The 22,403-nt window shown below is 69.2% G+C and carries 25 protein-coding genes and 2 pseudogenes; 9 read left to right on the top strand and 18 right to left on the bottom strand.

Annotated features, from left to right (window positions below; translation table 11 throughout):
- The 5 genes from amrb99_RS03610 to amrb99_RS03595 form a co-directional block, all read right to left on the bottom strand.
- Nucleotides 1–275: helix-turn-helix domain-containing protein (locus tag amrb99_RS03610; RefSeq protein ID WP_190852142.1), on the bottom strand; the 275-nt coding region annotated here is incomplete at its 3' end.
- 199 nt (nucleotides 276–474) lie between these two features.
- Nucleotides 475–1,341 carry a tetratricopeptide repeat protein gene (locus tag amrb99_RS03605; RefSeq protein WP_190852140.1) on the bottom strand — a complete coding sequence of 289 codons (867 nt, stop codon included), beginning with the start codon at nucleotides 1,339–1,341 and terminating at the stop codon, nucleotides 475–477.
- 289 nt (nucleotides 1,342–1,630) lie between these two features.
- On the bottom strand, nucleotides 1,631–1,828 hold the full coding sequence (locus amrb99_RS03600) for a hypothetical protein (RefSeq protein WP_190852138.1): 198 nt from the start codon (nucleotides 1,826–1,828) through the stop codon (nucleotides 1,631–1,633).
- Nucleotides 1,829–2,284: 456 nt separating this feature from the next.
- Nucleotides 2,285–2,416, bottom strand: coding sequence for a hypothetical protein (locus tag amrb99_RS52210; protein WP_277819816.1), 132 nt, complete (start codon nucleotides 2,414–2,416; stop codon nucleotides 2,285–2,287).
- Between the two features lie 41 nt (nucleotides 2,417–2,457).
- Nucleotides 2,458–2,655: a hypothetical protein gene (locus amrb99_RS03595; protein ID WP_190852136.1), complete on the bottom strand. Its 198-nt coding sequence runs from the start codon at nucleotides 2,653–2,655 to the stop codon at nucleotides 2,458–2,460.
- A gap of 927 nt (nucleotides 2,656–3,582) precedes the next feature.
- Between amrb99_RS03595 and sigJ the strand changes: the two genes are divergently transcribed.
- Together sigJ and amrb99_RS03585 are read left to right on the top strand one after the other, a co-directional pair.
- Nucleotides 3,583–4,524, top strand: coding sequence for an RNA polymerase sigma factor SigJ (gene sigJ, locus amrb99_RS03590; protein ID WP_190852134.1), 942 nt, complete (start codon nucleotides 3,583–3,585; stop codon nucleotides 4,522–4,524).
- A gap of 86 nt (nucleotides 4,525–4,610) precedes the next feature.
- Nucleotides 4,611–5,546, top strand: coding sequence for an NAD(P)-dependent oxidoreductase (locus amrb99_RS03585; RefSeq protein ID WP_190852132.1), 936 nt, complete (start codon nucleotides 4,611–4,613; stop codon nucleotides 5,544–5,546).
- A 769-nt stretch (nucleotides 5,547–6,315) separates the two neighbouring features.
- Here amrb99_RS03585 and amrb99_RS50575 read toward each other — a convergent pair.
- Complete coding sequence (locus amrb99_RS50575; RefSeq protein WP_347256513.1) at nucleotides 6,316–6,561, bottom strand: cupin domain-containing protein; 246 nt, start codon at nucleotides 6,559–6,561, stop codon at nucleotides 6,316–6,318.
- A gap of 15 nt (nucleotides 6,562–6,576) precedes the next feature.
- Complete coding sequence (locus amrb99_RS50570; protein WP_241755217.1) at nucleotides 6,577–6,714, bottom strand: helix-turn-helix transcriptional regulator; 138 nt, start codon at nucleotides 6,712–6,714, stop codon at nucleotides 6,577–6,579.
- Here amrb99_RS50570 and amrb99_RS03575 point away from each other — a divergent pair.
- On the top strand, nucleotides 6,680–7,570 hold the full coding sequence (locus amrb99_RS03575; protein ID WP_347256512.1) for a dihydrofolate reductase family protein: 891 nt from the start codon (nucleotides 6,680–6,682) through the stop codon (nucleotides 7,568–7,570). The two genes, amrb99_RS50570 and amrb99_RS03575, sit on opposite strands and share 35 nt — an antisense overlap.
- Nucleotides 7,571–7,741: 171 nt before the next feature.
- On the opposite strand, the gene amrb99_RS52960 is transcribed toward amrb99_RS03575, so the two are convergent.
- From amrb99_RS52960 to amrb99_RS03545, 6 genes are all read right to left on the bottom strand, one after another.
- Nucleotides 7,742–7,957, bottom strand: coding sequence for a helix-turn-helix domain-containing protein (locus tag amrb99_RS52960; protein ID WP_190852128.1), 216 nt, complete (start codon nucleotides 7,955–7,957; stop codon nucleotides 7,742–7,744).
- A 308-nt stretch (nucleotides 7,958–8,265) separates the two neighbouring features.
- Nucleotides 8,266–8,898 carry a hypothetical protein gene (locus tag amrb99_RS03565; protein WP_190852126.1) on the bottom strand — a complete coding sequence of 211 codons (633 nt, stop codon included), beginning with the start codon at nucleotides 8,896–8,898 and terminating at the stop codon, nucleotides 8,266–8,268.
- Nucleotides 8,899–9,961: 1,063 nt separating this feature from the next.
- Nucleotides 9,962–10,120, bottom strand: coding sequence for an ATP-binding protein (locus tag amrb99_RS49815; protein WP_241755180.1), 159 nt, complete (start codon nucleotides 10,118–10,120; stop codon nucleotides 9,962–9,964).
- Between the two features lie 151 nt (nucleotides 10,121–10,271).
- Nucleotides 10,272–11,420, bottom strand: coding sequence for a DUF2716 domain-containing protein (locus amrb99_RS03555; RefSeq protein WP_190852124.1), 1,149 nt, complete (start codon nucleotides 11,418–11,420; stop codon nucleotides 10,272–10,274).
- A gap of 147 nt (nucleotides 11,421–11,567) precedes the next feature.
- Entirely contained in the window at nucleotides 11,568–12,023 is a 456-nt protein-coding gene (locus tag amrb99_RS03550) for a hypothetical protein (RefSeq protein WP_190852122.1), read from the bottom strand.
- Between the two features lie 73 nt (nucleotides 12,024–12,096).
- A complete protein-coding gene (locus amrb99_RS03545) occupies nucleotides 12,097–12,711 on the bottom strand; it encodes a hypothetical protein (protein WP_190852120.1) in 615 nt (204 codons plus the stop codon).
- A 695-nt stretch (nucleotides 12,712–13,406) separates the two neighbouring features.
- On the opposite strand from amrb99_RS03545, the pseudogene amrb99_RS50560 reads away from it, so the two are divergent.
- Nucleotides 13,407–13,609: pseudogene (locus amrb99_RS50560) on the top strand (IS5/IS1182 family transposase); the annotation flags it as partial.
- Between the two features lie 288 nt (nucleotides 13,610–13,897).
- Here the strand turns inward: amrb99_RS50560 and amrb99_RS03540 are convergent.
- Both amrb99_RS03540 and amrb99_RS03535 read right to left on the bottom strand, forming a co-directional pair.
- The gene (locus tag amrb99_RS03540) at nucleotides 13,898–14,806 is read right to left on the bottom strand and encodes an MBL fold metallo-hydrolase (RefSeq protein ID WP_190852118.1); all 909 of its coding nucleotides are present in this window, start codon (nucleotides 14,804–14,806) and stop codon (nucleotides 13,898–13,900) included.
- A gap of 20 nt (nucleotides 14,807–14,826) precedes the next feature.
- Entirely contained in the window at nucleotides 14,827–16,095 is a 1,269-nt protein-coding gene (locus tag amrb99_RS03535) for an MFS transporter (protein ID WP_190852116.1), read from the bottom strand.
- Nucleotides 16,096–16,224: 129 nt separating this feature from the next.
- On the opposite strand from amrb99_RS03535, the gene amrb99_RS03530 reads away from it, so the two are divergent.
- The 3 genes from amrb99_RS03530 to amrb99_RS03520 all read left to right on the top strand — a co-directional run bounded on the left by amrb99_RS03530 (nucleotide 16,225) and on the right by amrb99_RS03520 (nucleotide 18,462).
- Nucleotides 16,225–16,434: a hypothetical protein gene (locus tag amrb99_RS03530; RefSeq protein ID WP_190852114.1), complete on the top strand. Its 210-nt coding sequence runs from the start codon at nucleotides 16,225–16,227 to the stop codon at nucleotides 16,432–16,434.
- The gene (locus tag amrb99_RS03525) at nucleotides 16,421–17,809 is read left to right on the top strand and encodes an amidase (RefSeq protein WP_190852112.1); all 1,389 of its coding nucleotides are present in this window, start codon (nucleotides 16,421–16,423) and stop codon (nucleotides 17,807–17,809) included. The genes amrb99_RS03530 and amrb99_RS03525 overlap by 14 nt, the downstream gene beginning before the upstream one ends.
- 86 nt (nucleotides 17,810–17,895) lie before the next feature.
- Nucleotides 17,896–18,462, top strand: coding sequence for a TetR/AcrR family transcriptional regulator (locus amrb99_RS03520; RefSeq protein ID WP_190852110.1), 567 nt, complete (start codon nucleotides 17,896–17,898; stop codon nucleotides 18,460–18,462).
- Nucleotides 18,463–18,925: 463 nt separating this feature from the next.
- Here amrb99_RS03520 and amrb99_RS03515 read toward each other — a convergent pair whose 3' ends face one another.
- Nucleotides 18,926–19,303, bottom strand: a complete 378-nt coding sequence (locus amrb99_RS03515) for a MerR family transcriptional regulator (RefSeq protein ID WP_190852109.1) — start codon at nucleotides 19,301–19,303, stop codon at nucleotides 18,926–18,928.
- A gap of 73 nt (nucleotides 19,304–19,376) precedes the next feature.
- Between amrb99_RS03515 and amrb99_RS03510 the strand changes: the two genes are divergently transcribed.
- Both amrb99_RS03510 and amrb99_RS03505 read left to right on the top strand, forming a co-directional pair.
- Entirely contained in the window at nucleotides 19,377–20,105 is a 729-nt protein-coding gene (locus tag amrb99_RS03510; RefSeq protein WP_190852107.1) for an SDR family oxidoreductase, read from the top strand.
- Nucleotides 20,106–20,188: 83 nt separating this feature from the next.
- Nucleotides 20,189–20,515, top strand: a complete 327-nt coding sequence (locus tag amrb99_RS03505) for a hypothetical protein (protein ID WP_190852105.1) — start codon at nucleotides 20,189–20,191, stop codon at nucleotides 20,513–20,515.
- Here amrb99_RS03505 and amrb99_RS03500 read toward each other — a convergent pair.
- Together amrb99_RS03500 and amrb99_RS03495 are read right to left on the bottom strand one after the other, a co-directional pair.
- Nucleotides 20,499–21,233, bottom strand: a pseudogene (locus amrb99_RS03500) (IS5 family transposase). The gene amrb99_RS03505 and the pseudogene amrb99_RS03500 overlap by 17 nt on opposite strands.
- Before the next feature lie 708 nt (nucleotides 21,234–21,941).
- Nucleotides 21,942–22,187 carry a hypothetical protein gene (locus amrb99_RS03495; protein WP_190852103.1) on the bottom strand — a complete coding sequence of 82 codons (246 nt, stop codon included), beginning with the start codon at nucleotides 22,185–22,187 and terminating at the stop codon, nucleotides 21,942–21,944.
- Between the last annotated feature and the right edge of the window lie 216 nt (nucleotides 22,188–22,403).

Genomic DNA, 22,403 nt, shown 5'->3' with positions numbered 1-22,403 from the left:
CCCAACCTGGCGGGAGGCGGTTCCAGCGTGCGCACCACGATCTCCACCTCGTCCACGCTGCGCGGACGCCCCGGCCGGGCGGCATCGGTCAGCGCCGCGATCCCGCCCGAGGTGTACCGGTCGCGCCAGTGCCGGACCGTCGGCACCGAGGTGCCGGTCCGCTCGGCCACCTCGGTGTGCGCCAGCCCCTGGGCCGCCAGCAGTACGATCCGCGCTCGCCGGGCCAGGCCCGCCGAGACGCTGCGCGCCGACTCCAGCCGACGCAGCTCGGCCACATCTCCATCACGTAATGCCAGAGGGGCAGCGGTTCGCATACTCCAGTCTCTCAAACAGAAAGAAACTTTTCGAGCGAAACACTAGCGACGAGTTGCTATTTCTTCATGGGATCGACGGGTCTTCCAGGCCCTCCAATCGAGCCCGTGTCACCAACCATAAAGTAGCTATGTGCAATAACTCTGGATCAACATGCAACGGTTACGAACGGATGATACATACCAGTAGTCGTTTGGTTCGATCAGAATTCTCCCGAGGTTGGCGCGTCGAAAAGGATCCCTTTGAGACAGGCTGGTCGGTCCGGTCAGTGCCTGCCTTGCCGCTGTGTGGCAACTTCGAGGTTGGCCCGTACGACTTCAGTTGTCGGGTGGCCGGTACCCAGCACGCGCTCGGTGTCGGTGAGGGTCTGCTCGAAGAGTGGGATCGCTCGCCCAGGTCGCCCGCCTCCTGGCAGGCGCTGGCGAGGTTGTTGCGGGATTGCAGGGTGTGGGGGTGGTCGGCGCCCAGCACGCGTTCTTCCTCGGCCAGGTTGTGTTCCAGCAGCGGAATTGCTCGCTGCAGGTCTCCCGCGCGGCGAAGGACGTAGGCAAGACCGGCACGGGTGTTGAGCACGAACGTGTGGTCGAGGTGGTGGAGCCGCTGGGCGGAGATCAGGCAGCGCTGCACATAAGTGAGTGCGCGGGGGTGGGCGCCTTGATCGGACAGGAACAGAGCGGTGTCACAGAGCAGCCGGACGGTCGCGTCGGTGTCGGTGCCGGCTGGTGCGTGGTCGACCAAGGCATCGATGTGCGGCAGCAGCCCGCGCCACTGCGACCACCCGGCCGGATCGTCATAGGACTGCGGGCGGGTGTTGTCCAGCAGCCGGGTAGCGGTGCCACGCGCGGCGGCGATGTCCTCGGCCCGGCGACGCCGATCATCATCATCGGGGGTGCGGGCCAGGGCCTGCACCAGCCGGTGCACAGTGATGCCTTCCGGGGTCGGGATGATCACGTTGTAGGCGGCGAGTTTGCCGAGCGCGTCCTGCGGGAACGGCGCGGCGAGCGGCTTGTGCCCGTGGAGGTCGTTCATGTTGTCGAGCAGGGTGCGGGGATGGCTTCGGGGGCGTACCAGGCCAAGATCCGCAGCAGCTCGACGGCCAGCGGGGTACTGTCGGTGAGCTGGTCCAGGGTGATCCACCAGATCCGCGCGATGGTCCGCGTGTCACTGCCGGTGCCGCTGTCAGTGTGGCTGCCTCGGCGGGCAGGTCGTACATCGTCGCCGGGGAGTCGGACAGGTAGCGCAGGTATTGGCGAGGGACAGTTGGTTCTGCTACAAGTAGGCGGCCGCCTGCTCGATCGCCAGCGGCAGCGACCCAGGCTCAGCCACCCAGCACCCGAGCCTCGAACCGATGCCAGCCCTGGCCGAGGCGGCTGGTGACGAGCACCCGGCCCTTGCCCGTGCGGTCCAGCAGTGCAGCGATGTGTGCCGGGTCGGTGACGTTGTCCAGCACCGCCAGCCACCCCGGATGACAGCCCAGCCAGGTCAGCGCCCACTCGGCCGGCTCCTCCAGCCTCATGACCGCTTTGATCTCGGGCTACAGCGCGGCCGCCCGGGCGGCCAAGGCGCTGCACGGCCTCGCCGCTGTCGGCGGTAATCCACCACACCGGATGAAACACCCGGTGCCGGACGCGGGCCCGGCGGTCTGGGTATGAGCGGCGGCGTAGTGGGCGACCAGGCTAGCTTACCGACCCCGCCCAGCCCGTGCACGACGGCCACCACCACCGGATCCGCAGCTCCCAGCGCGGCGTCCAGCTGCTCCAGTTCGCTGCCGCGCCCGACGAACAAGCGCGCGTGCGCCGGGACATTGGCCAGGCCAGGCGAAGCGCTCACCTGCTCAGGCGGGCGCACCCTCATGGTCCGCTCGCCGATGTACTGGTCGCGGGCCGCTTGGTACACCCTGCCGCCACCGGAGGCGGTCGCCTCCATCCGGACGTCAGTGGGTACGCCGGCGTCATCGGGCTCGGTCGGCTGCTCACTGGTCGTCGTTGATGCGCTGATCGCAGCCGGCCTGATACACCCGGCCCTGTCCAAATGCGGTGCCCTTGATCTGGGTGTTGGTCGCACCATCGCCGGTGGAGACGATGCCAGTGTTGGTGGCCTTCACCGATCCGCACCGACTGCTCCCCCGTCGGACTGTCCGCCGACTCAGCCGAGGGTGAGGGGCGGCGGGCCAACACGGTCCCGTACACCGCCAGGACCAGAACGGCGATGGCCGACGACGGCGCCGATCACGCCGACGGTGTCGCCCCAGTGCAAGCCCTTCACCGCGAAGTACACGATCAGTCCTACGGCAGAGGTCGCGGCGGTGAGTGCGCCGGTCAAAATCACTATGCGCCCCGTCATGACCGCCATCATCGCCCCGCCCAGCCGGCGATGACACGTCGTCCGCCGCATACGCCCGCAACCGAACACGCATCCGCGACCTGGCAGCACAGCGGGCCGAACGCCTCGCCTTGGCCGGTCATGGGTGGCCCCAGAGAGACGCGTCTCCGCGGTAGGAATGCGCGGACTCGATGACCGCGACAAAGACGTCAGCCGTGAGGGTCCGCGGCCAGGTGCGGGTCGGCTACGCGACGTACCACGAAAAGCAGTACGCCATCGACATGGCGGAGGTAGAAAGCGGTGAAAGCGCTCGAGTCGGTGCCGCACAGCTTCGGGTCGGGATCGGCTGTATGACGTCCGTCCCGGGGCCGTCCCGTAGCCGGTTTCCGTTCTTTTCGTCTCACAACCAAAAGTGGTCGCCACCGCCGAAGACGTTACCGCCGCAGGTCACCTCACTTGTTAAACACAGCCAGCCGGATATACCGTCAGCGCCGAGCGACTCGCCGCCCTGTCTGCGCACCCGCATCAGCCGGCCCGGGCGGCTCGACGAGCCGCGCGGCATGGGCAATCCTGGCCGAGGAGCTCGGCTGCGACGCGTCCAACATCACCCAGATCGTCGTGCGTCTCGAAACGCTCGGCCTCGCGGTCTGCCGGCCGAACCTCCAGGACCGCCGCGCACGGCTCGTCGCGCGAACCCCCGAGGAGACGAGATCAGCCAGCGGTTCGCGGCGGCCTTCGCTTTCGCCCGCACGGCGGTCTCCCGGCTCTCGTCCGACGAGCAGGACCGGCTGACGGCGCTGCCGCGCAAAGCACTGGGCTGACGCCTGTCCAACTCGGCGCCATGGCGATGAGCCGAGCGAGGAGCATCGTGGTCACCAGGCGGATCGCCTTGAGCGATGGGCAGGACCGCCACCTGGTGGAGGCGCCGCGGACGATTAGGATCAGGTCATGCCTCTGACGGTGCAGGACGTCGACCGCTTCGAGATGGCGAGGCCCCGTCTGGAGGCCATCGCCTACCGCCTCCTCGGCTCCGCCTACGAGGCGCAGGACGTCGTTCAGGAGACGTTCCTGCGCTGGCAGGCCGCCGATGTCGACCGCGTCGAGGTTCCGGAGGCCTGGTTGACGAAGGTGCTCACCAACCTGTGCCTCAACCAGCTCGCCTCCGCCCGGGCCCGCCGCGAGACCTATGTCGGCCGGTGGCTCCCCGAGCCGCTGCTCGCGGGGGACCCGATGCTCGGCCCGGCCGACACCGCCGAGCAGCGCGAATCGGTGTCGTACGCGGTCCTCACCCTCATGGAGCGCCTGTCCCCGAGCGAACGGGCCGTCTACGTGCTGCGGGAGGCGTTCGACTACCCGCACCGGGAGATCGCCGAGATCCTCGACATCACCGAGGCCGCCAGCCAGCAGATCTTTCACCGTGCCAAGAAGCACGTCGCGCACGGCAAGGCCCGCCGGGAGGTCGACGAGGCCGCCGCCTTCCGGGTCGTCGAGGAGTTCCTCGCGGCCGCGACCAGCGGCCAGACCGGTGAGCTCGTACGCCTGCTCACCAAGGACGCCGTCTCGGTCGGCGATGGCGGTGGGAAGGTCCCGGCCCGCACCAGGGCGTTCGAGGGGGCCGCCGCGGTCGCGCAGTTCATGCGGGCCCTGTTCAAGCCCGCCGAGGCCAAGCGCGCCATCGTCGGCGGCTCGTCCGAGATCTACGCCTGGGCCGCCAACGGCGAACCCGCCGTGGTGGCCGTCGTGGAGGGCCGGGTCGTCGCCATCATGTGCCTGGAGGTCACCGCCGAGGGCATCACCGCCTGCAGGACCCAGGCGAACCCTGACAAGCTCGAACGCGCGACCGAGCAGTGGGCGGCAGCCGACCATGGCCGACCGCTGCTGGTGGTGTGACGTGGTTCACACCTGACTCCTGTCGGCAATCGGCGGGCCATCCGGTTCAAGTGGCGAACCCGAACCGGACAGCGAAGGAGCCGATGATGAGAGTGCTGGTGGCAGGAGCGACCGGAGCGATGGGCAAGGAGCTGCTGCCGCGTCTGGTCGACGCGGGGCACGAGGTGTTCGCCATGGTCCGCAGTGAATCCGGCAAGGACGCGGTCACGCGGATGGGCGCGGTGCCGGTCATCGCCGACGCGCTCGACAGCGCCCAGGTCGGGAAGGCCGTCCGGGAGGCGGACCCGGAGGTGATCGTCAACCAGCTGACCGCCATCGGGCATATCGACACCCGCCACTTCGAACGCAGCTTCGCCGCCACCGACCGGCTGCGGATCGAGGGCACCGACAACCTGCTCGCCGCCGCGCGCGACACCGGAGTACGACGGTTCATCGCCCAGAGCAACGGCGCGTTCACCTACGCCCGGACCGGCGGCCCGGTCAAGACCGAAGAGGACCCCCTGGACCGCTCACCGGTCGCCCAGATGGCGTCGATGATCGCCGCGGTCGAGTACATGGAGAAGGCCGTGCTGGGCGCCGACGGGATCGAGGGGATCGTGCTGCGCTACGGCGCGTTCTACGGACCCGGCACGTCCATGGCGCCGGGCTCGGAGCAGCTGGAGATGATCCGCAAGCGCAAGTTCCCGGTCGTCGGCGACGGCGGCGGGGTGTGGTCGTTCGTCCACATCGCCGACGCCGCCGACGCCACGGTGGCGGCGGTGGAGAACGGCGGCCGCGGTGTCTACAACATCGTCGATGACGACCCCGCCCGGGTCGCCCAGTGGCTGCCGGAATTGGCCGCGATGCTCGGCGCCAAGAAGCCGATGCGCGTGCCCCGGTTCATCGGACGGCTGGCCGCCGGACCCGCCGGCGTCGTGCTCATGACCGAACTGCGCGGCGCGTCCAACGCCAAGGCCAAGCGCGAACTGGGCTGGACTCCGTCCCACCCCAGCTGGCGCCAAGGACTCCAGGTGGGGACGTGACCTGCTGAGCGCCATCGCCGCCCCGGCCGCCGGGCCCGATCCGACGCGCACCCGGCGGCCGCGCGCCGCGCACGAGGCCCTCCACCGGATCGACCGGACCCTCGCGAGCACGCCCGGGCTCCGACACGAGAGATGCACGATGGAGCGAAAGCAAGATCCTCGCGTGATCGTGGCCGGGGCCGGAATCGGCGGCCTGGCGGCGGATGGGACTCGACCTGCCGCGGACCTCGGCCGGGACCCGTTGCGCCGTCGGCGGCTCAACGGCCACACGTGGATAGCTGACGATCCCGCGCCACTCGCGGGTCCGTTCCTGCCAGACCCACTCCAGGAGATAGGCGGGCTGCATGTCCCGCCCGGACCCCGACCGGTCCAGCGGCGGGCACGAGACCACGCCCTCTCAGCGCACGGCGGGGAGCGTACTGCCTGCTCACGCGTAGGCCATCAAAAGGAGGCGCCCACACGTACGTCGCGCGTGTGTGTGGGCGCCTCCCAAAACTCCCGAAACTCTAGGTGGACTCCTGGTCGAGGTCGAGCGTGACGGCCTCGACTTCGTCCAGCAACGCGCGCAGTTCGGCGACGCGGCGCGCGAGCGGCGCCGGGACAGGAAATGGAAAAGACTCCCGTTACCGCGCCCTAGTGGGGCCCGGCGCCGGTAATCCGGGTCGGGCGTCCTGGTGTCCTGCTGTATTCGACCGTGTCGTATTCGGCCTGTGAGCAGCAACCGAACCTGCACGACCGGACATTCAGCCCGCGTCGTCCGGTGCCCCTTCTACCTCGACTGCCCGGCCGTGCATTTCGCTCCGTCGGGGTTGAACAGGCACAGCACTTCGAGGACCTCGGGCCCGGGGTTGCCGAAGCCGTGCGGCACGCGCGTGTCGAATTCGACGGCGTCGCCGGCGGCGACGATCAGTTCCTCCTCGCCGATAAGGAGCCGCATCTGTCCGATCACGTAGATCCAGTCCCATCCCGGGTGGACCCATTGCCTGATCGGCTTCTCCGGCGCCGGCGGATGCACCTGCTTGAAGGCCTCCTACGCCCCGGAACCGCTGGACAGCGGCATCGTGATGACGCCGTCCCGGACAAGCTGCGGGCGCCTGTTCCCCGACTCGAGCCGAGAGAGCGTGCTGACCGAGATGCCCGTGGCATCCGACACCGACCTGATGGTCATGCGCCGCGACTCCCGGATCGCCCGCAACCGGGGACCGACCGCGGACAGATCGTCCCCCATGCTCGACCTCTTGCCCTTCGGTCTCACGATGTTGCTAAAACAGCATGGTCTTCCGGACGGACAGGATCAACCCATCTCCATGCCATCCCGAAAAGGCCGGTCAGTTGCGGCCACGCTGTTGCCGTTTCGGCACGCATGGTTGCCACGACACGCCCGGTGCGCCCACGATGGGCACATGAGATTGACGACGATGACGCAGATCACCGTGGACGGTGTGATGCAGGGCAACGGTCACGCGACTCCCGAGGAACTGGCGAGCGGATTCACCCGCGACGGCTGGGCGCTCGGAGCATTCGCCGATGACACCGGCGAGATGATCACCGCCACCTATCAGCGAGCGGATGCGTTCCTGTTCGGGCGGCGCACCTACGAGATGTTCGCCGAAACCTGGGGCACCCGGCCGGAAATGCGGGCGCACCCCATCGGGGTCGCGCTCAACGAGTCGCAGAAGTACGTCGCATCCAACAGTCTCCAGCAACCGTCGTGGGGACCCCTCACCCTGCTGCCCGGGGACGCGACCGCGGCGATCAAGGAACTGAAGGAATCGTCATCGGGCGAAATCCAGGTGCACGGAAGCGCGACCCTGATCCGCTCGCTGCTCGCCGCCGGCCTCATCGACGAACTGACCCTGCTGGTCGTTCCCGTGCTCCTCGGACAGGGCATGCGGCTGTTCCCAGACGACGGCCCCGCCGCCGCGCTCGAGGTCATCAGCTCCCACACCGACGCAAGAGGCGTCGGCGTGCACGTATACCGGCCAGCCGGACAACCGGAGCTCCACCCGGCGCGACCGACGTAGACAGACCTGTGGGACTCACCGGAGCCTGAACAGCCGGCCCTGCCGTTCCAGTTCGGGTCGTTGATCGCGCCCGGGCCGCCGTCGCCGGCGGCGTTGACGTGCTGGCCCTGGTAGGCGCCGCGGTCGCCGTACCGGTCGATGAGGTAGGGCTGGAAGAAGCGCCGGTCCCCGTTATTGCGGGTGGAGGAGACGGCACTGGTGGTGATCTGGTCGGTGACGGAAATGTTGCAGCAGGCCGGTGTGGGTGATGTCCGCCCGCTCGGCGATGTCGCGGAGCGAGGACCGGGCGAAACCGTACTCGGCGAAGCCGTCGCGCGCGGCGCGGACGATGTCGGCCCGCCGGGCGGCCGTCTTGGCGTACGGCCCGCGCGGCCTCGCTGAACTCACACCGCCTCCTTCGCCGTGCGTCCGCCTCGTCCGGAGGCGAGGTTTCGACCGGCGACCCCGGAGGCCGCGCACAGTCGTCGCCAGCTTTCGCGGCGCCGCCCGCTTGTCGTCGAGGGACGTGTGCGCGTAGATCGTCATCGCCACCTCGATGTCGCCGTGCTTGACGATGTCGTGGACGACGTTGGGCGCGATGCCCAGGTGGAGCAGCAGCTAGAGGCAGGTATGGAGAGGCAATCCCCGACCGCCGGGTCATCAGTGTCCCGGAGCGACCTGAGGCAGGACGGCGGATCGTCGTCGAAACGGCCGTCTCAGGGCTTCAGCGTTGCCGCGATCTTGCGTGCGGCGGCATAGACCAGGTTGAGCTGCCGACTCCGCTTGTCGTCGGGCGACTGCACCCGTACCTCCACCAGAAGGTTGCGTACTCTGAAAACCACCTCGGCCCCGGAGTAGTGCAGGTAGCCGTGCAGGTTGGACTGCATGTACGTGTACCTGGCGAACGCCTGCTCGCCAGGACCGGTCAGCGCACTGAAGAAGTGCTTGAACTTCGCGTCATTCTCGCTGAACGCCGGGCCGTGGGCCTGGCGGACCAACGCATCGTACCTACGAACGGCTTCGGCCACCGCCCCAGCGTCCGTCGACCTGGGAAACGCAGTGGCCCTCACCTCGTAGGTCTTATACCCCTCCCCCACCTCTCTGACATGCTCGCACCCCCCGTCGTGTTTGACCGGATCGGTGAAATCGCCCAACGACTGCAGTAGCTTGCACGGATCGGGAGCGTGCGAGAACAGCGCCGAGTCCGTCAACGAGTCGGTAGGGCGGACCGGGGGTGTCTTCGTGAACGCCTCGGCGATCGGACCGCCGATGGGCGGCTCGTAGAAGAACTTCCACCACGTTGCTGTTACAAGCGTCAGCAGCAGGATAAAAGCCGCTACTACTGCCACCGCGCAAATGATCATATTCCGCCGCACCTTGTTGATCTTGCCAGCTCGTCGGCTGTGGCGTAGCGTTTAGCCGGATCAGGTAGAAGGCTTCCTTCCCGGCGGGTGGTGCGTGGCCGATCACGCCGTGGATCCGAGTGGTGCCATACCCGGCCATGTACTCGCTGGCGGCTGGCTCTGCACCAGACAGGTTCTTACACGGTCCGCGCGGTTTGATCCGCACGGTCTTGTACAGCCCGGGTCGACTCCATCAGAGCGTCGTCGAGTGCGTCATTCACAGCAACGTGCGGCATGGGTCAAGACCAGGTCAGCGATCATAACGGCCGAGATCGGAATGACTCCCAAGCCGACAGCGCGGTTGGATCCGAGCGGGTGTCGTACAGCAGAGAAGTACGGCAACAGTGGCACACAACGACTTACGCGACCTTCCACCGGCGCGCGTCACGGCCTAGGCAGGACCGCGAAGACCCAGGTCGCCGGTGGTTCGCATTCAGGTGACGGCGCGGCAAGCAGTTATCGTCGGAGTCTGGACGAGTTGGCGGCCGCCCCGCAAACGTTGCGCATCGACCGTGCCCAGCGGCGCTGCGCCGCGCAGCACGAGCGGCACGTCCAGCGGTTGAAAGAACGACGTCGGCGGGTCGATCAGTGACGGCAACCTTGACGGCAACGACCGCAGCCAACCGACACCACGGACGTACGTCAGGCACCGTATGACCTTGGCGGGCGCCACCGCCGCAGGAAGGTTGCCACTTCTGGACCGCATCCGCGCGCGTGCTGGGCCGAGGCCCGGTATCGCGCTGAAATCGGCGGAGGCTGAAGAGCCTCCAGCCGGCGCCGGTCGAACCTGCCGTGGGTGCCGACGGGCTCGCCTGCCGGATGTCACGCGGCGGTCTCGGTGTTGACGGCACCGAGGCGGTTCTTGAGGCGGTAACTGGGCCGTTGATGGCGATGACCTCGCAGTGGTGCACGAGCCGGTCGAGGATGGCAGTGGCCAGGACCTCGTCGCCGAATACGCCTCCCCATTCAGAGAAGGCCTTGTTGCTGGTCAAGGGGATCGCCCCTTCTCTTACCTTTTGGAAGTCATCTGGAAGACCAGGTCGGCTTCGTCGTGGGCCAGTGGCAGGTAGCCGACCCCGTCGACCACCAGGACGTGCGGGCGGAGATAGACGCGCAATTTGGTGGCGAGCCAGCCGATGGTGTCGGCGGCCTTGAGTCGGCGGACCATGTCGTCCAGCGTGGTGAAGTAGACGCTGAACCCGACACCAACGCCAGCGTGGCCAAATCCCGGACTTTGCGGACGTCCAGGTCGAACTGGTGGGAGAAGCCGTGGTCGTCGAGGGATGGTTCGATAGTGGTTTGACCTAGGTCATTGGAACCTAAGCCGGGTGGGAGGTCTGCGAACCGAAACTCCAGGTCTCACCGCCGAGTAGTCGGTCCAGGTCGTCCGCGACCTGTGCGAGGAGGTCTTCTCCGAAGACAACAAGGGTTTGTTCCGCGTAGTGGGCGAACGTGCCCAGGCGGGCGTCCGCCGTGGCGAGGAACTGAAACTCATCATCAGCGATGGCGCTTCCCGGCCAGGACGGCTGTCCGGGGCCGCCGACGCGGTGCGGGTCGAACTCCCATCCGTTGAGGTAGGGCCGGTACACGTACACCCATTCGCCGGTTCGGACGCAGGCGCGCAGACCGCGTTCGATAACACTTTCGGCGGCTGCGATCACCGGGTCGTTGCGGCCGCCCAACAGGCCGTAGAACCAGCGGCGCGAGTCGACTGGCGCGCGATAGCGTCCTCTGCCGCTGTCATAGTCGAAGCCGACGCGGGCTTCGCAGCGGCGCGGGATCTGCCCGTCCTCGCCGTTGTAGAGCGAGTGCCTTGCGGGCGGGGTCGCCGCGGGTTCACCGGGCGGGGTCCAGTGGTGGGCTCGTACGGTCGTGATTTCACGAAATCCGATGGCGAGCAGAACGTCACGCACCTGCCCGTCGGCGTCGGCGGCCAGGAACTGTTTGGGCGGCGGCCGGAACCGCCACAGCGGTAGCCGAGCCAGGAGTTCGGGGCGAGCTGCGGTCAGCCCTCCGATGACGGCGTAGGCGGTGTCGGAGACGTTCTCTAGCCAGCAGGCTGCGATGACCGTTCCGCGGTGGGTCAGCACACGAACCTCGACGTCCCAGTACGGGATGGAGCCCATTGCGTGCCAGGTCGCCAAGGGGAACCTGTGCGGGCCGGTTCGTGCCGCAAGGTCGAGTGCCTGCTGCGCCTGCGGTTCATCCCACCGGACCGATCTGGTCTCCCATACCGGCTCCGGCTCGGGGAAATCGAGCTCGGCGACCTCACCGACCAAGACACTGCGCTCCCAACCTGCGGCGAAGCCGGCCGCGTCGAGCGCCATGCTCAGGTGCGACGCCGCTGCGTCGTGGTGGAACACACGCCACTCCACAGGTTCCGCACATGCGGCTGCGGATGCCTGCACCTGCTGGACAAGCCGCACGACCGAAGCCGAGTCCTCCACCTTCAGCGGGCGGTTGGTCAACGACGCAGTGGGTGCCGTAGTGCGTAAGGTTCAGCGGGCCGATCCGCTCTACGACGGTGCCAAGTCGCGGAGGCTTTCGATCGTGATTTCGCAGCGTGCCGTCGTGCTCCGCCAAGAGCTGCCCCGTACCCAACGCCACGCCGGCATTCAAGCAGGGCGATGCCGGGGACACCATCGCTTAATGCCTGGCCCTCGGGTTCGTCCGACGGCAGGAAGGCTGGGCAGCGCGGCACGTTGATCATCAGCCGCACCCCCGAGATCCCGCCGACCGGCCTGGAGAAACAACAGCCGGGCGCGGCTGCAGGCGTTGGAGATCCACTGGGTGGCGAACCGCAGCTCGGACACCCGGTCGTAGCAGTCCCACGCGTCGGCCTGCCACCCGGCGGTACTGGTCGCCTTGACGATCGATCCTTTGGAGATCAGGGCGGCAGAGGCCCCCGGTTGGGTCTGGCCCCGGCCGGTGTCGGCACCACATGTCGTGTGGACCGGATCAGCCCTGGCACTGCGTTCGGCTCGAGTGGCCGGCAACCCGACCAGGTAGCCGATCGCCGCGGCCTCGACGAGGACGGCGCCGACGTCGCCGCCGGCGCCCGAGCTGCTCACCGGCCGATTCGCCCCTGACCAGGGCGTTCCCCTGCCACGGCGCCGCGGAGCCCGAGAGCCTCCCCCATCACTCTCAGCCCTGGGGTTCCTCGTCCGGGAAGGTCACCGTGACTGCCACCGTCCAGGGCGCCCAACCCCCCTTGTAGCACTCCAGCTCCACCACCAAGGGATGCCTGGCTCGATCAAGTCGCCACTCTTCTGCGGTGCTTCTCCATCCGACAGGCGGGCTCGTCCGGACCATGTAGATGTCTTGGCTCTCCCCGACTTGCAGGGCGAACGAGTAGGAGATGCGGCCTGTGTTGAACACATAGTCCGCCAAGATGACCTCGTCCCGATCGCGCACTTGGAACTCCAGTGAACGGTAGACGTCGAAGGTCGGTGGCCGAGGGCGCCAGGGGCGGGCGGGCCCCTCATCCCGAATGCTGGCGCAGACGTAGTCCAAGCCACCGAGGGCCGAAGGCGCCGTCAACTCGATCCACAACTTGACACTGCCGAAAGTGTCACGCCGCGCGGTGAGGGTGAACTGAGGGGTCAGCTCCTCGTGCCGTCTGTCGAGCTCGATTTGGCTGGCGGTGTGACCGGCGGTGGCCGACCTGTGCGCTGCCCGCCAGGCCGCAATGCTGATGGTGGTGCTGAGAGCGGTGCCGACGATGGAGACGGCGAGGCTGGCAGCAGCGATCGGGTCCACGACGGGACGGTAGCCACCGCGGCCAGCAAGGAGCGACGGATGGCGGAATCCGGCCGCCTCGACGCGGCAGGTGAACCTGAATGACTGCGAAGTGTTCTGCACGGACCGCGATGGGACAGCGCCCTCGTTCCCTGGAGGAGGGAACGACGTAACGCTCCTGCTCCCTGGCTCAGGGTGGTGCTCACGGGCACGTCCTTCGGCGCGCGGCCGGTTCTTAGGAACCGTTCGCCGGGGCGGGGTCGCGGACGAACCGGCCCTCGCCCCTTTCAGACGGCTCGATCAGCCGACCTGGCAGTAGCACATGTTGTCCTCCGGCAACATGTGCCGCGGTGGCCGCGTCCGGGACCCGGGGACTGGGGGAAGGCGACGATCGTGACTGAGCGGTCGGCGCGCCGCGGGAACCCCGGCGGGGGCGGGCGGACAGTCCTGGCATGTGGAGACCAATGCACGCGCCCGGGTCCGCGCCGGAGACCCGGACGCCTTCAGGCAGCTGTTCGACGAGTACGCCCGCTCGGTCTACAACCACGCCTTCAGGCTGCTCGGCGACTGGTCCGCGGCCAGTCGCAACAGCAAAGCCGCCCATCATCTCGCGGCAACCACCTCGCCGCAGCCTGCCCTTGCCACTGATCAAGCCCCGCGTCGCAACCCACCCCCTGCGCCTCTCATCTGCACGGACGTAGTTTTCGGCAGGCACAAGGTTCGTGTTCGCTGACGCGGGGTTCGCCGGACGCCTGGTCGACCGGGCCGCCCAGACCACAATCCACATCGTCCGCAAACCCGCCGATCAGAAGGGCTTCGCCGTGCTGCGTCGCAGGTGGGCTCGAACGGACGCTTGCCTGGCCCACCGCACACCGGCGCCTGGACCGCCGACTACGAATGCCACCCCACCACCAGCGAAGCCATGATCTGCTGGGCAGCCATCGGCCTCATGACCCGCCGCGCGGAACGCCGTGGTGGCTTCGAGCGCGGCCCGTCCGGTCGTCACCTGGTTCACCGATGGGCCATCGAGGAGCATCGGACGGGATTTCGTCGCGCAGCGCGCTGCCGTCCGGTGGGGACGGCAGCGCAGCCGGGGTGGAAGTCGCCTGTCCCTCTCGAGACCGGACCGCCTGCTGAAGGCCGCCGCCGCACCGGGCGGAGAGAGAATGCTCCGGCCTCGGTCCGGCCGTTGGGGCGGCGATGTTCGTCAGGCCGCGGGGATGTGGGAGAGCCGGTAGGCGTCACCATGGGTGATCACGTGGCCGGCGGTGGGCGGTGGGAAGTGGGTGCCCAGCACGAGGGTGCCGCTGCCGGCGAGCGAGGCGAGGAGCCGCCGGCGCGTGGCCTCGGACTGTTCGGGGTCGATGTCGACGCACGAACCGATCGCGGGGTGGGCGAACTGGACCGGGTGGTGGATGCAGTCGCCGGTGATCAGCGCCGTGGCGCTCTGGCGGGTCAGCTGGACGGCGATGTGGCCGGGGGTGTGCCCGGGGGTGGGGACCAGGTGCAGGCCGGGGACGATCTCGACGCCTTCGGCGGGGACGTCGATGGCGTCGAGCAGTCCCGCCTGCTCGATCGGGATCACGGAGTCGCGGAACATCTGCTCGCGCGGCTCGTCCATGTCGTAGCCGGCCCAGAAGTCCCGCTCGACGCGGGAGGTGAGGTAGCGGGCGTTGGGGAAGGTGGGGACCCACTCGCCGTTCGCCTCCCGTGTGTTCCAGCCGACGTGGTCGGTGTGCAGGTGGGTGAGGATCACCAGGTCGACCGTTCGCGGGGCGAATCCGGCGGCCGTGAGGCGTTCGAGGTAGTCGGTCCGCAGGTCGTGCCAGGCGGGGTTGGCTCGTGTCTTACCGTTGCCGATGCCGGTGTCGACGACGATGCGCAGTCCGTTGACGGTGAGGGCGAAGCTGTGGCTGTCGATGTGCAGGGTGCCGTCGGAGTCGGCGAAGTCGGGGCGCAGCCAGTCCTGGCGGTCGACGACGTCCGGGGTGGCGTCGGGCAGCAGCCAGGGTCCGGTCGCGGGCGGCAGGAGAGTCTCGTCGATGCGGTGGACGGTGACATCTCCCACGTTCCAGGAGGGGATGGTGGTGGTCTTGCCGGCGGATGAGCTACTCATGATGGTCACTCCCTTGGTCTTCAGCGGTGGACGTCTGCGGCGGTGGAGATGGAGATGGCCCTGCGCCGCGACACGGTGAGTGCCGACACCGCCGCGACGGCGAGGAGGGCGGCGCCGATGGCGTAGGCGTGGGCGGCGGTCCGCAGTCCGAAGTGCTGGGTTGCGGCGCCCGCGGCGATGGCGGGCAAGCTCATGGACAGGTAACTGAGGACGTAGTAAGCGGCCAGGGTCGCGGCACGGTCCCGTTGGCGGAGCGAGGCGAGCAGCATATGCAGCGCGCCCTGGGAGACGGCCCCGAAGGCGACGCCGGCCAGGGTCGCGCCGCCGTAGACGGCGGGCAGGCCGGCGCCGTGCAGGCCGAGCAGGCTCAGGGCCGCGGACGCGATGACGGTCAGGCTTCCGCCGGTGGCGGCGGCGGTCGGCGCCGTCCGCCGCAGCGTCCACACGGTGAGAGCGGCGGCGGCGCTGACGGTGAAGAACACCATGCCGCCGACGGCGTGCGGGGCGTCGGGTGCCACGAGCCGTACGAGCGCCGGGCCGAGGGAGGAGTAGAAGCCGCCGAGTGCCCAGATGGCGACGACTCCGGTCCCGGCCGTCAGCAGTGCGCGGCGGGCTGGTGGCGGCACGGCGAGCCGGGGGCGCAGGGAGCGCAGGGCCCCGGCGTGCGGGCAGGCCGTCTCCCGGGTGAACGCCACCGCGATCGCCTGGGCGCCGAAAAGTGCCGCCAGCAGGACGTACACGGTGGCCGTGGGGGCGGGCGCGAAACGCACGAGGAGGGTGGCGACCAGTACGCCGGCGGCCATGCCGACGACCGGGGCGATGCCGTTGGTCAGGGCGGACCGGCCCGGCCGGCGGGGATCCTCCAGATCGAGGAGGGCGGCGCCGGCGGCGCTGGTGGCCGCGCCGGTGGCCGCTCCCTGCAGGACGCGGGCGGCGATCAACTGACCGGCGCCGTCCGCCGAGGCCAGGAGCAGCATGGAGGCCGCTTCCAGGAGCAGGGCGCCCATCAGGACGGGGCGCCGTCCCAGGTGGTCGGAGAGCGCTCCGACCGTGATCAGGGCCGCCAGCAGCGCCAGAGAGTAGGCGCTGAAGACCACCGTGATGGTCAGGGCTGTCAGCCCCCACTGGTCTTGGTACAGGGAGTACAAGGGCGTCGGCGCGCTGGACGCCGCCAGGAGGGCGGCCAGGATCGACGCGTCGAGGACGACGGGCGCCGTGCGGTTCGCCGTGCGGAGGGGGGCAGTGGCGTAGGGGCATGGCGCGGGGGCGCCCGATGTGACGCCTGGCATGGGACTCCTCTCCACTAAACGCAACAAATTTGCTTTAAGTCACCCTAGGTCCTAGTGTCGCTTAAGGCAAACGCTTAGCTTTTGCTGCGGAGTCACTCCGCCACCCCGTCCCGACCTGGAGGAACGCTCATGTCCGTCGATGAACTCACACCGCCCGAGGCGGCCCGCTGGGCCGGCCGTGCCGGCCTCCCGCTGCCGGCCGACCGCCACGCCCCGGTGGCCGCCACCGCGAACCACATCCACTCCGTCGTCGCGGTCCTGCGGGACCTGGACTTCGGCGACACCCCACCGGCCGCCGCCTATCGCGCGGGAGAGGAGAAGCACGATGCAGCCGTATGAGCTGTCCCTGACCGCGGCGGCCGACGCGATCCGCGCCCGGAAGCTGTCCCCCGTCGAGCTGGTGGACTCCGTGCTCGACCGCATCGAGGAGGTGGAGCCGCGCCTGGGGGCCTACGTCACCGTCACCGCGGAACGGGCCCGCCGAGCGGCGCACGAGGCCGAGCGTGAGGTCGCGTCCGGCAGGCCGCGCGGCCCGCTGCACGGCATCCCCATGGGCCTGAAAGACCTGATCGACGTCGCCGGCGCGGCCACCACCGCCAGCTCCCGGGTCCGCGCCGGGCACCGCGCCGAGGCCGACGGCACGGTCGCCGCCCGCCTGACCGCGGCCGGAGCGATCCTGGTCGGCAAGACCCACACCCACGAGTTCGCCTACGGGCTGACTACCCCGCAGACCAGCAACGCGTGGGACAGGGACCGGGTCGCCGGCGGCTCCAGCGGCGGGTCCGCCGTCGCCGTCGCCGCGGGAGCCGCCACCTTCGCCCTGGGCACCGACACCGGCGGATCGATCCGCGTGCCCGCCGCGCTCAACGGGGTCGTCGGCCTCAAACCGACCTACGGCCTCGTCCCGCGCCACGGCGTCACCTCGCTGTCGTGGTCGCTGGACCACGTCGGACCGATCACCCGCACCGTCGAGGACGCCGCGCTGGTCCTCGACGCCCTGGCCGCCCACGATCCCCGCGACCCCGCGTCCCTCGCCACGCCCTCCGCGGACCACCGGCCGGGCGCGGACACGGACCTGACCGGGCTGCGCGTCGGAGTGCCGGGCAACTACTACTTCGACCACGTCGCCCCTGAGGTCGAGACCGCCGTCCGGCACGCCATCGACCATCTCGAAAGCCTCGGCGCCCGTCTCGTCGAGGTCGAGATCCCGATGACCCGCTACGTCCAGGCCACCCAGTGGGGGCTGATGGTCCCGGAGGCCACCGCCTACCACGAGCGCACCCTGCGCGCGGTCCCCGAGCTGTACCAGGCGGACGTCCGCATCCTGTTGGAAGCCGGCGAGCTCATGCCCGCCGGCGACTACCTGCGCGCCCAGCGCGCCCGCACCCTCATGCGGCGGGCCTGGGCCGGCCTGCTGGCGGACGTCGACGTGATCGCCGCCCCGACGGTCCCGGCGACCGCGGCGAAGGCCGACCAGCCGGCGCTCACCTGGCCCGACGGCACCGTCGAGAGCGTCTCCGACGCCTACGTGCGCCTCTCCGCCCCGGCCAACATCACCGGGGTCCCCTCGCTCTCGGTACCGGTCGGCCATGACGCGGCGGGCCTGCCGATCGGCATGCAGTTGCTCGGCCGACCCCTTGGAGAATCCGTCCTGCTGCGGGTGGGCCACGCCTACGAGCAGACGCGGCCGGCGCGCGAGCTCGCCGCGGCGTGACGATCGGTGACCAGGTTCCTGGCCGGCCACCCGGAACGGCCGGGGACCAGACCCTTGAAGCAACATCTTTGCTTTAAGCTGGCTCCATGGGACGGAAACCGATGGTGCGCCCCGGTGGGCGCAGCGCCAGGGTGCAGGCGTCGGTGCACGCCGCCGTACGTGAACTCGAATCGGAGGTGGGGCGGGAGGCGCTGACCGTCCCCCTGGTGGCCACCCGGGCCGGAGTCACCCCGTCCACCATCTACCGCCGCTGGGGCGACCTGCAGGAACTGCTGTCGGACGTGGCCGTCGAGCGCCTGCGGCCCGAGACGGCGCCGGAGGAGACGGGCAACCTGCGGACCGATCTGGAGGCCTGGGCCGAGCAGTTCCTCGAGGAGATGGCCTCCCCCACGGGGCGCGCCTACATCCGCGACGCCCTGCTCGGCGACCCGGACGGCAGCAACGCCGGCCAGTGCTCGGCCTACGCGGCCGAGCAGATCGACGTCGTGCTCGCCCGCGCCGCCGAGCGAGGGGAGAGCGCGCCCGAGACCGAGACCGTCCTCGACCGCGTCGTCGCCCCGGTGATGTACCGCATCCTCTTCCGTCCGGACGGGCTCGACGCCGCCTACGCGCGCCGGCTCGTGACCGGGCTCCTCGACCCGGCCGACCGATGACCACGCGACTCGGTCCGCCGCCGCGCGGGTGAGGGCGTCCGCTACGGACGGCCTCCCCCGCACTCGCCGCCGTCGATGTCCTGATCGGCGCCCTCCGCGCCTGATCGACCCGCGAGAAGGAACCCGACGGACGCGACGGCGGCCCGGCCGGGTTGTCGCTGGTTCGGGCCCTCACTGTGGGTTGCCGGACGGGTCGGGCCGACGCGATCGATGGTCAGCGGGGCACAGGGGTTGGTGGCGAAGAGCAGCAGGTCACCAATCGGAGCCCGTTGCGAGGGGCCGCACCTAGCTGTGCCAGGACAGCGGCAAGGCGAAAACCGCCGCACGCATAGGCGACCTGTTAGGGGCGGCATCGGCCACTGGCGCTGTTGCGAGCGACACCTATCGGGAAGCAAAACGAGGATGGTAGGAGCGCTCAGTACTCCAGCCGTAGATCACTGGTGCGACGTCCGACCGACCGCGCTTACGGGTGCGTGTCTGTGATCGCGATGACCTCGTCGAGGCGGTCCAGGGCACCCTGCAGGTCGTCGACCTTGGCCTGGATGCGATCGCGCTCGGCGCGCAGCATGGCTCGTTGCTCGGCGTCGGTGTGCCCGGAGTCCCAGCACGGAAGGAGTTCCGTGATCCTTCGGCTGGTCAGGCCGGCGGCGAACATCTGCTGGAAGAAACGGACCCGGGGGATGGCGTCCTGCTGATAGAGGCGCTGGCCCGATGGGCTGCGCTCCGCGATGAGCAGCCCCTGCTCCTCGTAGTAGCGCACGGCGCGTACTGAGACGCCGGCACCCCGTGCCACCTCGCCGATGCGAATCAGCCGCTCGCCCGCGGCCTGCCCGACGGTCATGGTGATTCCTCCCCCAAGGACCTGATGGCCAGCACTTGCCCCTGACGTTAACGTTAGGTTTTAGCGTACCGGCATGGACATCAACGACTCAGTCGCCCTCGTCACCGGAGCCAACCGCGGCCTGGGCCGCGCCTTCGCGCAGCGCCTGTTCGAACGGGGCGCCCGCAAGGTCTACGCGACGGCACGCCGACCGGAGACCGTGGACCTGCCCGGGGTCGAGGTGCTGCCCCTCGATATCACCGAGCCCGCATCCGTGAAGGCCGCCGCCGAGGCCGCCCCGGACGTCTCACTGCTCATCAACAATGCCGGGATCCAGACCGGGACCGACCTGGTGACCGGTTCGCTGGACGCGGTACGGCGCGAACTGGAGACCAACGTGTTCGGGCACCTGGGAATGATCCGTGAGTTCGCGCCGGCGCTCGCCGGGAACGGCGGGGGTGCGATCGTCAACGTCCTCTCCGCCATGTCGTGGTTCGGGGGCAAGGGCTCCAACGCCTACCACCTGACCAAGGCCGCCGCCTGGGCCATGACGAACGGCGTCCGCCTGGAACTCGCCGAGCAGGGCACCCTCGTGACAGCAGTGCACCTCGGCCTGGCCGACACCGACATGGCCGCGGGCTGGCCCGTGGACAAGCTCGCTCCGTCGGATCTGGCCGACGCGGCACTCGACGGTGTCGAGGCGGGCTCCGCCGAGGTCCTCGCCGACCAGTGGAGCCGGGACGTCAAGTCCCGGCTGCCGCTGGCGCCAGAAGAGTTCAACGCCGCGATGGACCGCGCCCTGGCGGCACTGACGGCGGCCTGAGGGGCCTACTTGAGCCGCGCTGACTTCGGTCGGTTGCTTCTGAGGTCGGTCAACTAATACTTCATCCGCAGTTGTGGATCTTCATGGTGTGGCCTCGCGCCGGCGGTGGCGGCAGTCGCCGGCGCGGGCCCGGTGTCGACGACGCCATAGGGACCAGCGCAGGCGATGGGCCCCTCTACCCCGACGGCGACCTGCCCTGGTCCGCGCTCGTGCCGATCATGGTCGCGACCTACAGCGGCATGCGCGGCCTCGTCGCATTCGTCAACCGCTACCAGCGCCGCATGTGGGACCTGCACCAGAAGACGCACGCCGCACCCGTCCCCAGGTTGACGGTGGGGCTGCCACCGCACCTCGCGGACCGCTTCCCGGCGTACCGGACGTCGTTACCGGTCTTCAGCGCGGAGATCTGACCCGTCCGTTGGCCATCTGGCGAACGGTCTGGGGCGACAGAGCCAGCTTGGTCGCGAGCTCGGCAGTGGCGATGGCGGTGAGGGCCAGGGAGTGTTCGGCCTTGCCTTCGTAGCGGCGGTGCGGGCGGTGCGTAGCCATCGGCGCAGGTAGTCGTCCCTGTCTGCGTGCGGCTTGGCGGGTCGTCGTCTGCGCGGGCCGCGGCGGGAGCGGGTCGGCGGGATGCCGCGTACGAGCGGTTCGAGTGCCTGGCTGTCGTGGAGGTTCGCGCCGGAGATCGCGATCGAGAGGGGTAATCCGGTGCGGTCGGTGATCAAGCCGATCTCCGAGCCTTCCTTGCCTCTGTCTACAGGATTCGGGCGCCTGTCAGGTCCCTCCTTTCAGGGCCAGCATGTTCATCGAGTCGATAGCGCGGCGCGACCAGTCCGGATTTCGGCGCGAGGCCCGGTTCGTCGAAGACGAGGCGGTGCAGTTCGGCCCAGACCCGGGCGGTGGTCCACTCGATGAAGCGTCGGTGAGCGGTTGGTCCCGACGGACCGAAGACCGGCGGCAACTGCCGCCAGGTGCAGCCCATCTTGGCCACGAAGGTGATCGCGGCCAACACCTCGCGATTCCCGTATTTGCGCCGGCCGCCGCCCTGTGGCCGCGTTGGAGCAGGTGTGACCACCCGCTGGAACAGCCCCACAACTCGTCCGGCACCATGCGTTCAACCATCACCACACAGCCCAGAGTCCCAGCACCTCAAATGAGACGACGTCTTAGCGCACGGTCTCGCGCGTTCTTCTCCGCATCCCGACTCTTCAAAGAGAACGCCCCCGTCGGATGACGGGGGCGTTGGCGGCTCGGGTCGCTGTGCGGGCTTCACCGCTTGAGCGCCTTGGCGAGCCGGGCGCGGCGCGCCTGCCGGGCCTCGGCCCGCAGCCTGCGCGCCCGGTCCTCTCCGGCGATCTTCATGAACTCGTAGCTGATCATGGTCGGCTCCCTTCGTCGTCGTCGTGCGGTTCGGTCAGCACGGGTCGTGCTTCAGCGCTTGAGCGCCTTGGCGAGCCGGGCGCGACGGGCGTTGCGCGCCTCGGCCTGCCGCTCGCGTACGCGGTCGGCGATGATGACCCGGCTGATGTCCGTGCTGTACATGTCCTGCTCCTTGTTCCTGCCGGGCCCTCTTGGCCCGACATGTACAAGGTTCGCCCTAAGGCCCCGGGGCCCACATTGGGACGACGCCCTATTCGCGCGCCCTAAGACGCCTTAGTTCCCGGCGCCTGCGGTCATCACCGCAGCCAGCTGCACAGCTCGCACCGTGCATGCTCGCGGCGCGTAAGCCGCCTAGCAGCGCGCGGCGAGCCGCTGTCTGATCTCTGTGGCGATCGTCTGTAGCCGGCGGGCATCCTCGTGGTCGTCGCGGGAGCTGGTGCGGTCTGCCATGTGCGCCTATCGGTTCAGCGCGGTGAGGGTGAGGGCCCATTGGGGCGGGGTCAGTGTGACGGTGACGGTCTGGCCCGAGCGGGGCCAGGCGGCGAATCCGGCGGGTTCGGTGGGCCAGTCGGGCAATTGCGCCCATCCGGTCTCACGGATGCGCAGGACCATCTCGGGGACCTGGTCGTCGCCGGGATCGCAGGAGGCCTCGTTGTCGAGGGCCGAGTCGGCCTGCAGCCAGTCGCTGACCTGCAGCGTCACCGGGCGCGGGGACCTGGGTACGTTCGTATCGACGTTCCTGCCTAGACGGTCTCCCGCCGCCGCGCCCATTGGACGAGCGGCGGGAGATCCGTCAGGTGCTGTCGTTTGCTGATGCTTCGGCCAGCCCAGAGGTCTTAAGGCATGCCCTGCAGGTGGCCAGGACGCACTGCCGCCTCCGCGTGCCCCACGGGAACGGGCGAATGACCATTACACAGG

Source organism: Actinomadura sp. RB99 (assembly GCF_014706005.1).
Lineage (GTDB): Bacteria > Actinomycetota > Actinomycetes > Streptosporangiales > Streptosporangiaceae > Spirillospora.
The sequence above is the reverse complement of the archived record's forward strand: the minus strand, read 5'-3'. Positions and strand labels throughout refer to the sequence as shown.

Coding starts and splice junctions, on each gene's coding strand:
- amrb99_RS50570 (WP_241755217.1), bottom strand. CDS start 6,714: ATGACCATCAGGTCGGTGTCGGATGCCACGGGCATCTCGGTCAGCACG.
- amrb99_RS03535 (WP_190852116.1), bottom strand. CDS start 16,095: ATGCCAGGCGTCACATCGGGCGCCCCCGCGCCATGCCCCTACGCCACT.
- amrb99_RS03510 (WP_190852107.1), top strand. CDS start 19,377: ATGGACATCAACGACTCAGTCGCCCTCGTCACCGGAGCCAACCGCGGC.
- amrb99_RS03520 (WP_190852110.1), top strand. CDS start 17,896: ATGGGACGGAAACCGATGGTGCGCCCCGGTGGGCGCAGCGCCAGGGTG.
- amrb99_RS03605 (WP_190852140.1), bottom strand. CDS start 1,341: ATGAACGACCTCCACGGGCACAAGCCGCTCGCCGCGCCGTTCCCGCAG.
- amrb99_RS03515 (WP_190852109.1), bottom strand. CDS start 19,303: ATGACCGTCGGGCAGGCCGCGGGCGAGCGGCTGATTCGCATCGGCGAG.
- amrb99_RS03585 (WP_190852132.1), top strand. CDS start 4,611: ATGAGAGTGCTGGTGGCAGGAGCGACCGGAGCGATGGGCAAGGAGCTG.
- amrb99_RS03525 (WP_190852112.1), top strand. CDS start 16,421: ATGCAGCCGTATGAGCTGTCCCTGACCGCGGCGGCCGACGCGATCCGC.
- amrb99_RS03505 (WP_190852105.1), top strand. CDS start 20,189: ATGGTGTGGCCTCGCGCCGGCGGTGGCGGCAGTCGCCGGCGCGGGCCC.
- amrb99_RS03530 (WP_190852114.1), top strand. CDS start 16,225: ATGTCCGTCGATGAACTCACACCGCCCGAGGCGGCCCGCTGGGCCGGC.
- amrb99_RS03595 (WP_190852136.1), bottom strand. CDS start 2,655: ATGACGGGGCGCATAGTGATTTTGACCGGCGCACTCACCGCCGCGACC.
- amrb99_RS03540 (WP_190852118.1), bottom strand. CDS start 14,806: ATGAGTAGCTCATCCGCCGGCAAGACCACCACCATCCCCTCCTGGAAC.
- amrb99_RS03575 (WP_347256512.1), top strand. CDS start 6,680: ATGCCCGTGGCATCCGACACCGACCTGATGGTCATGCGCCGCGACTCC.
- amrb99_RS49815 (WP_241755180.1), bottom strand. CDS start 10,120: ATGGTCCGCCGACTCAAGGCCGCCGACACCATCGGCTGGCTCGCCACC.
- sigJ (WP_190852134.1), top strand. CDS start 3,583: ATGCCTCTGACGGTGCAGGACGTCGACCGCTTCGAGATGGCGAGGCCC.
- amrb99_RS03600 (WP_190852138.1), bottom strand. CDS start 1,828: ATGAGGCTGGAGGAGCCGGCCGAGTGGGCGCTGACCTGGCTGGGCTGT.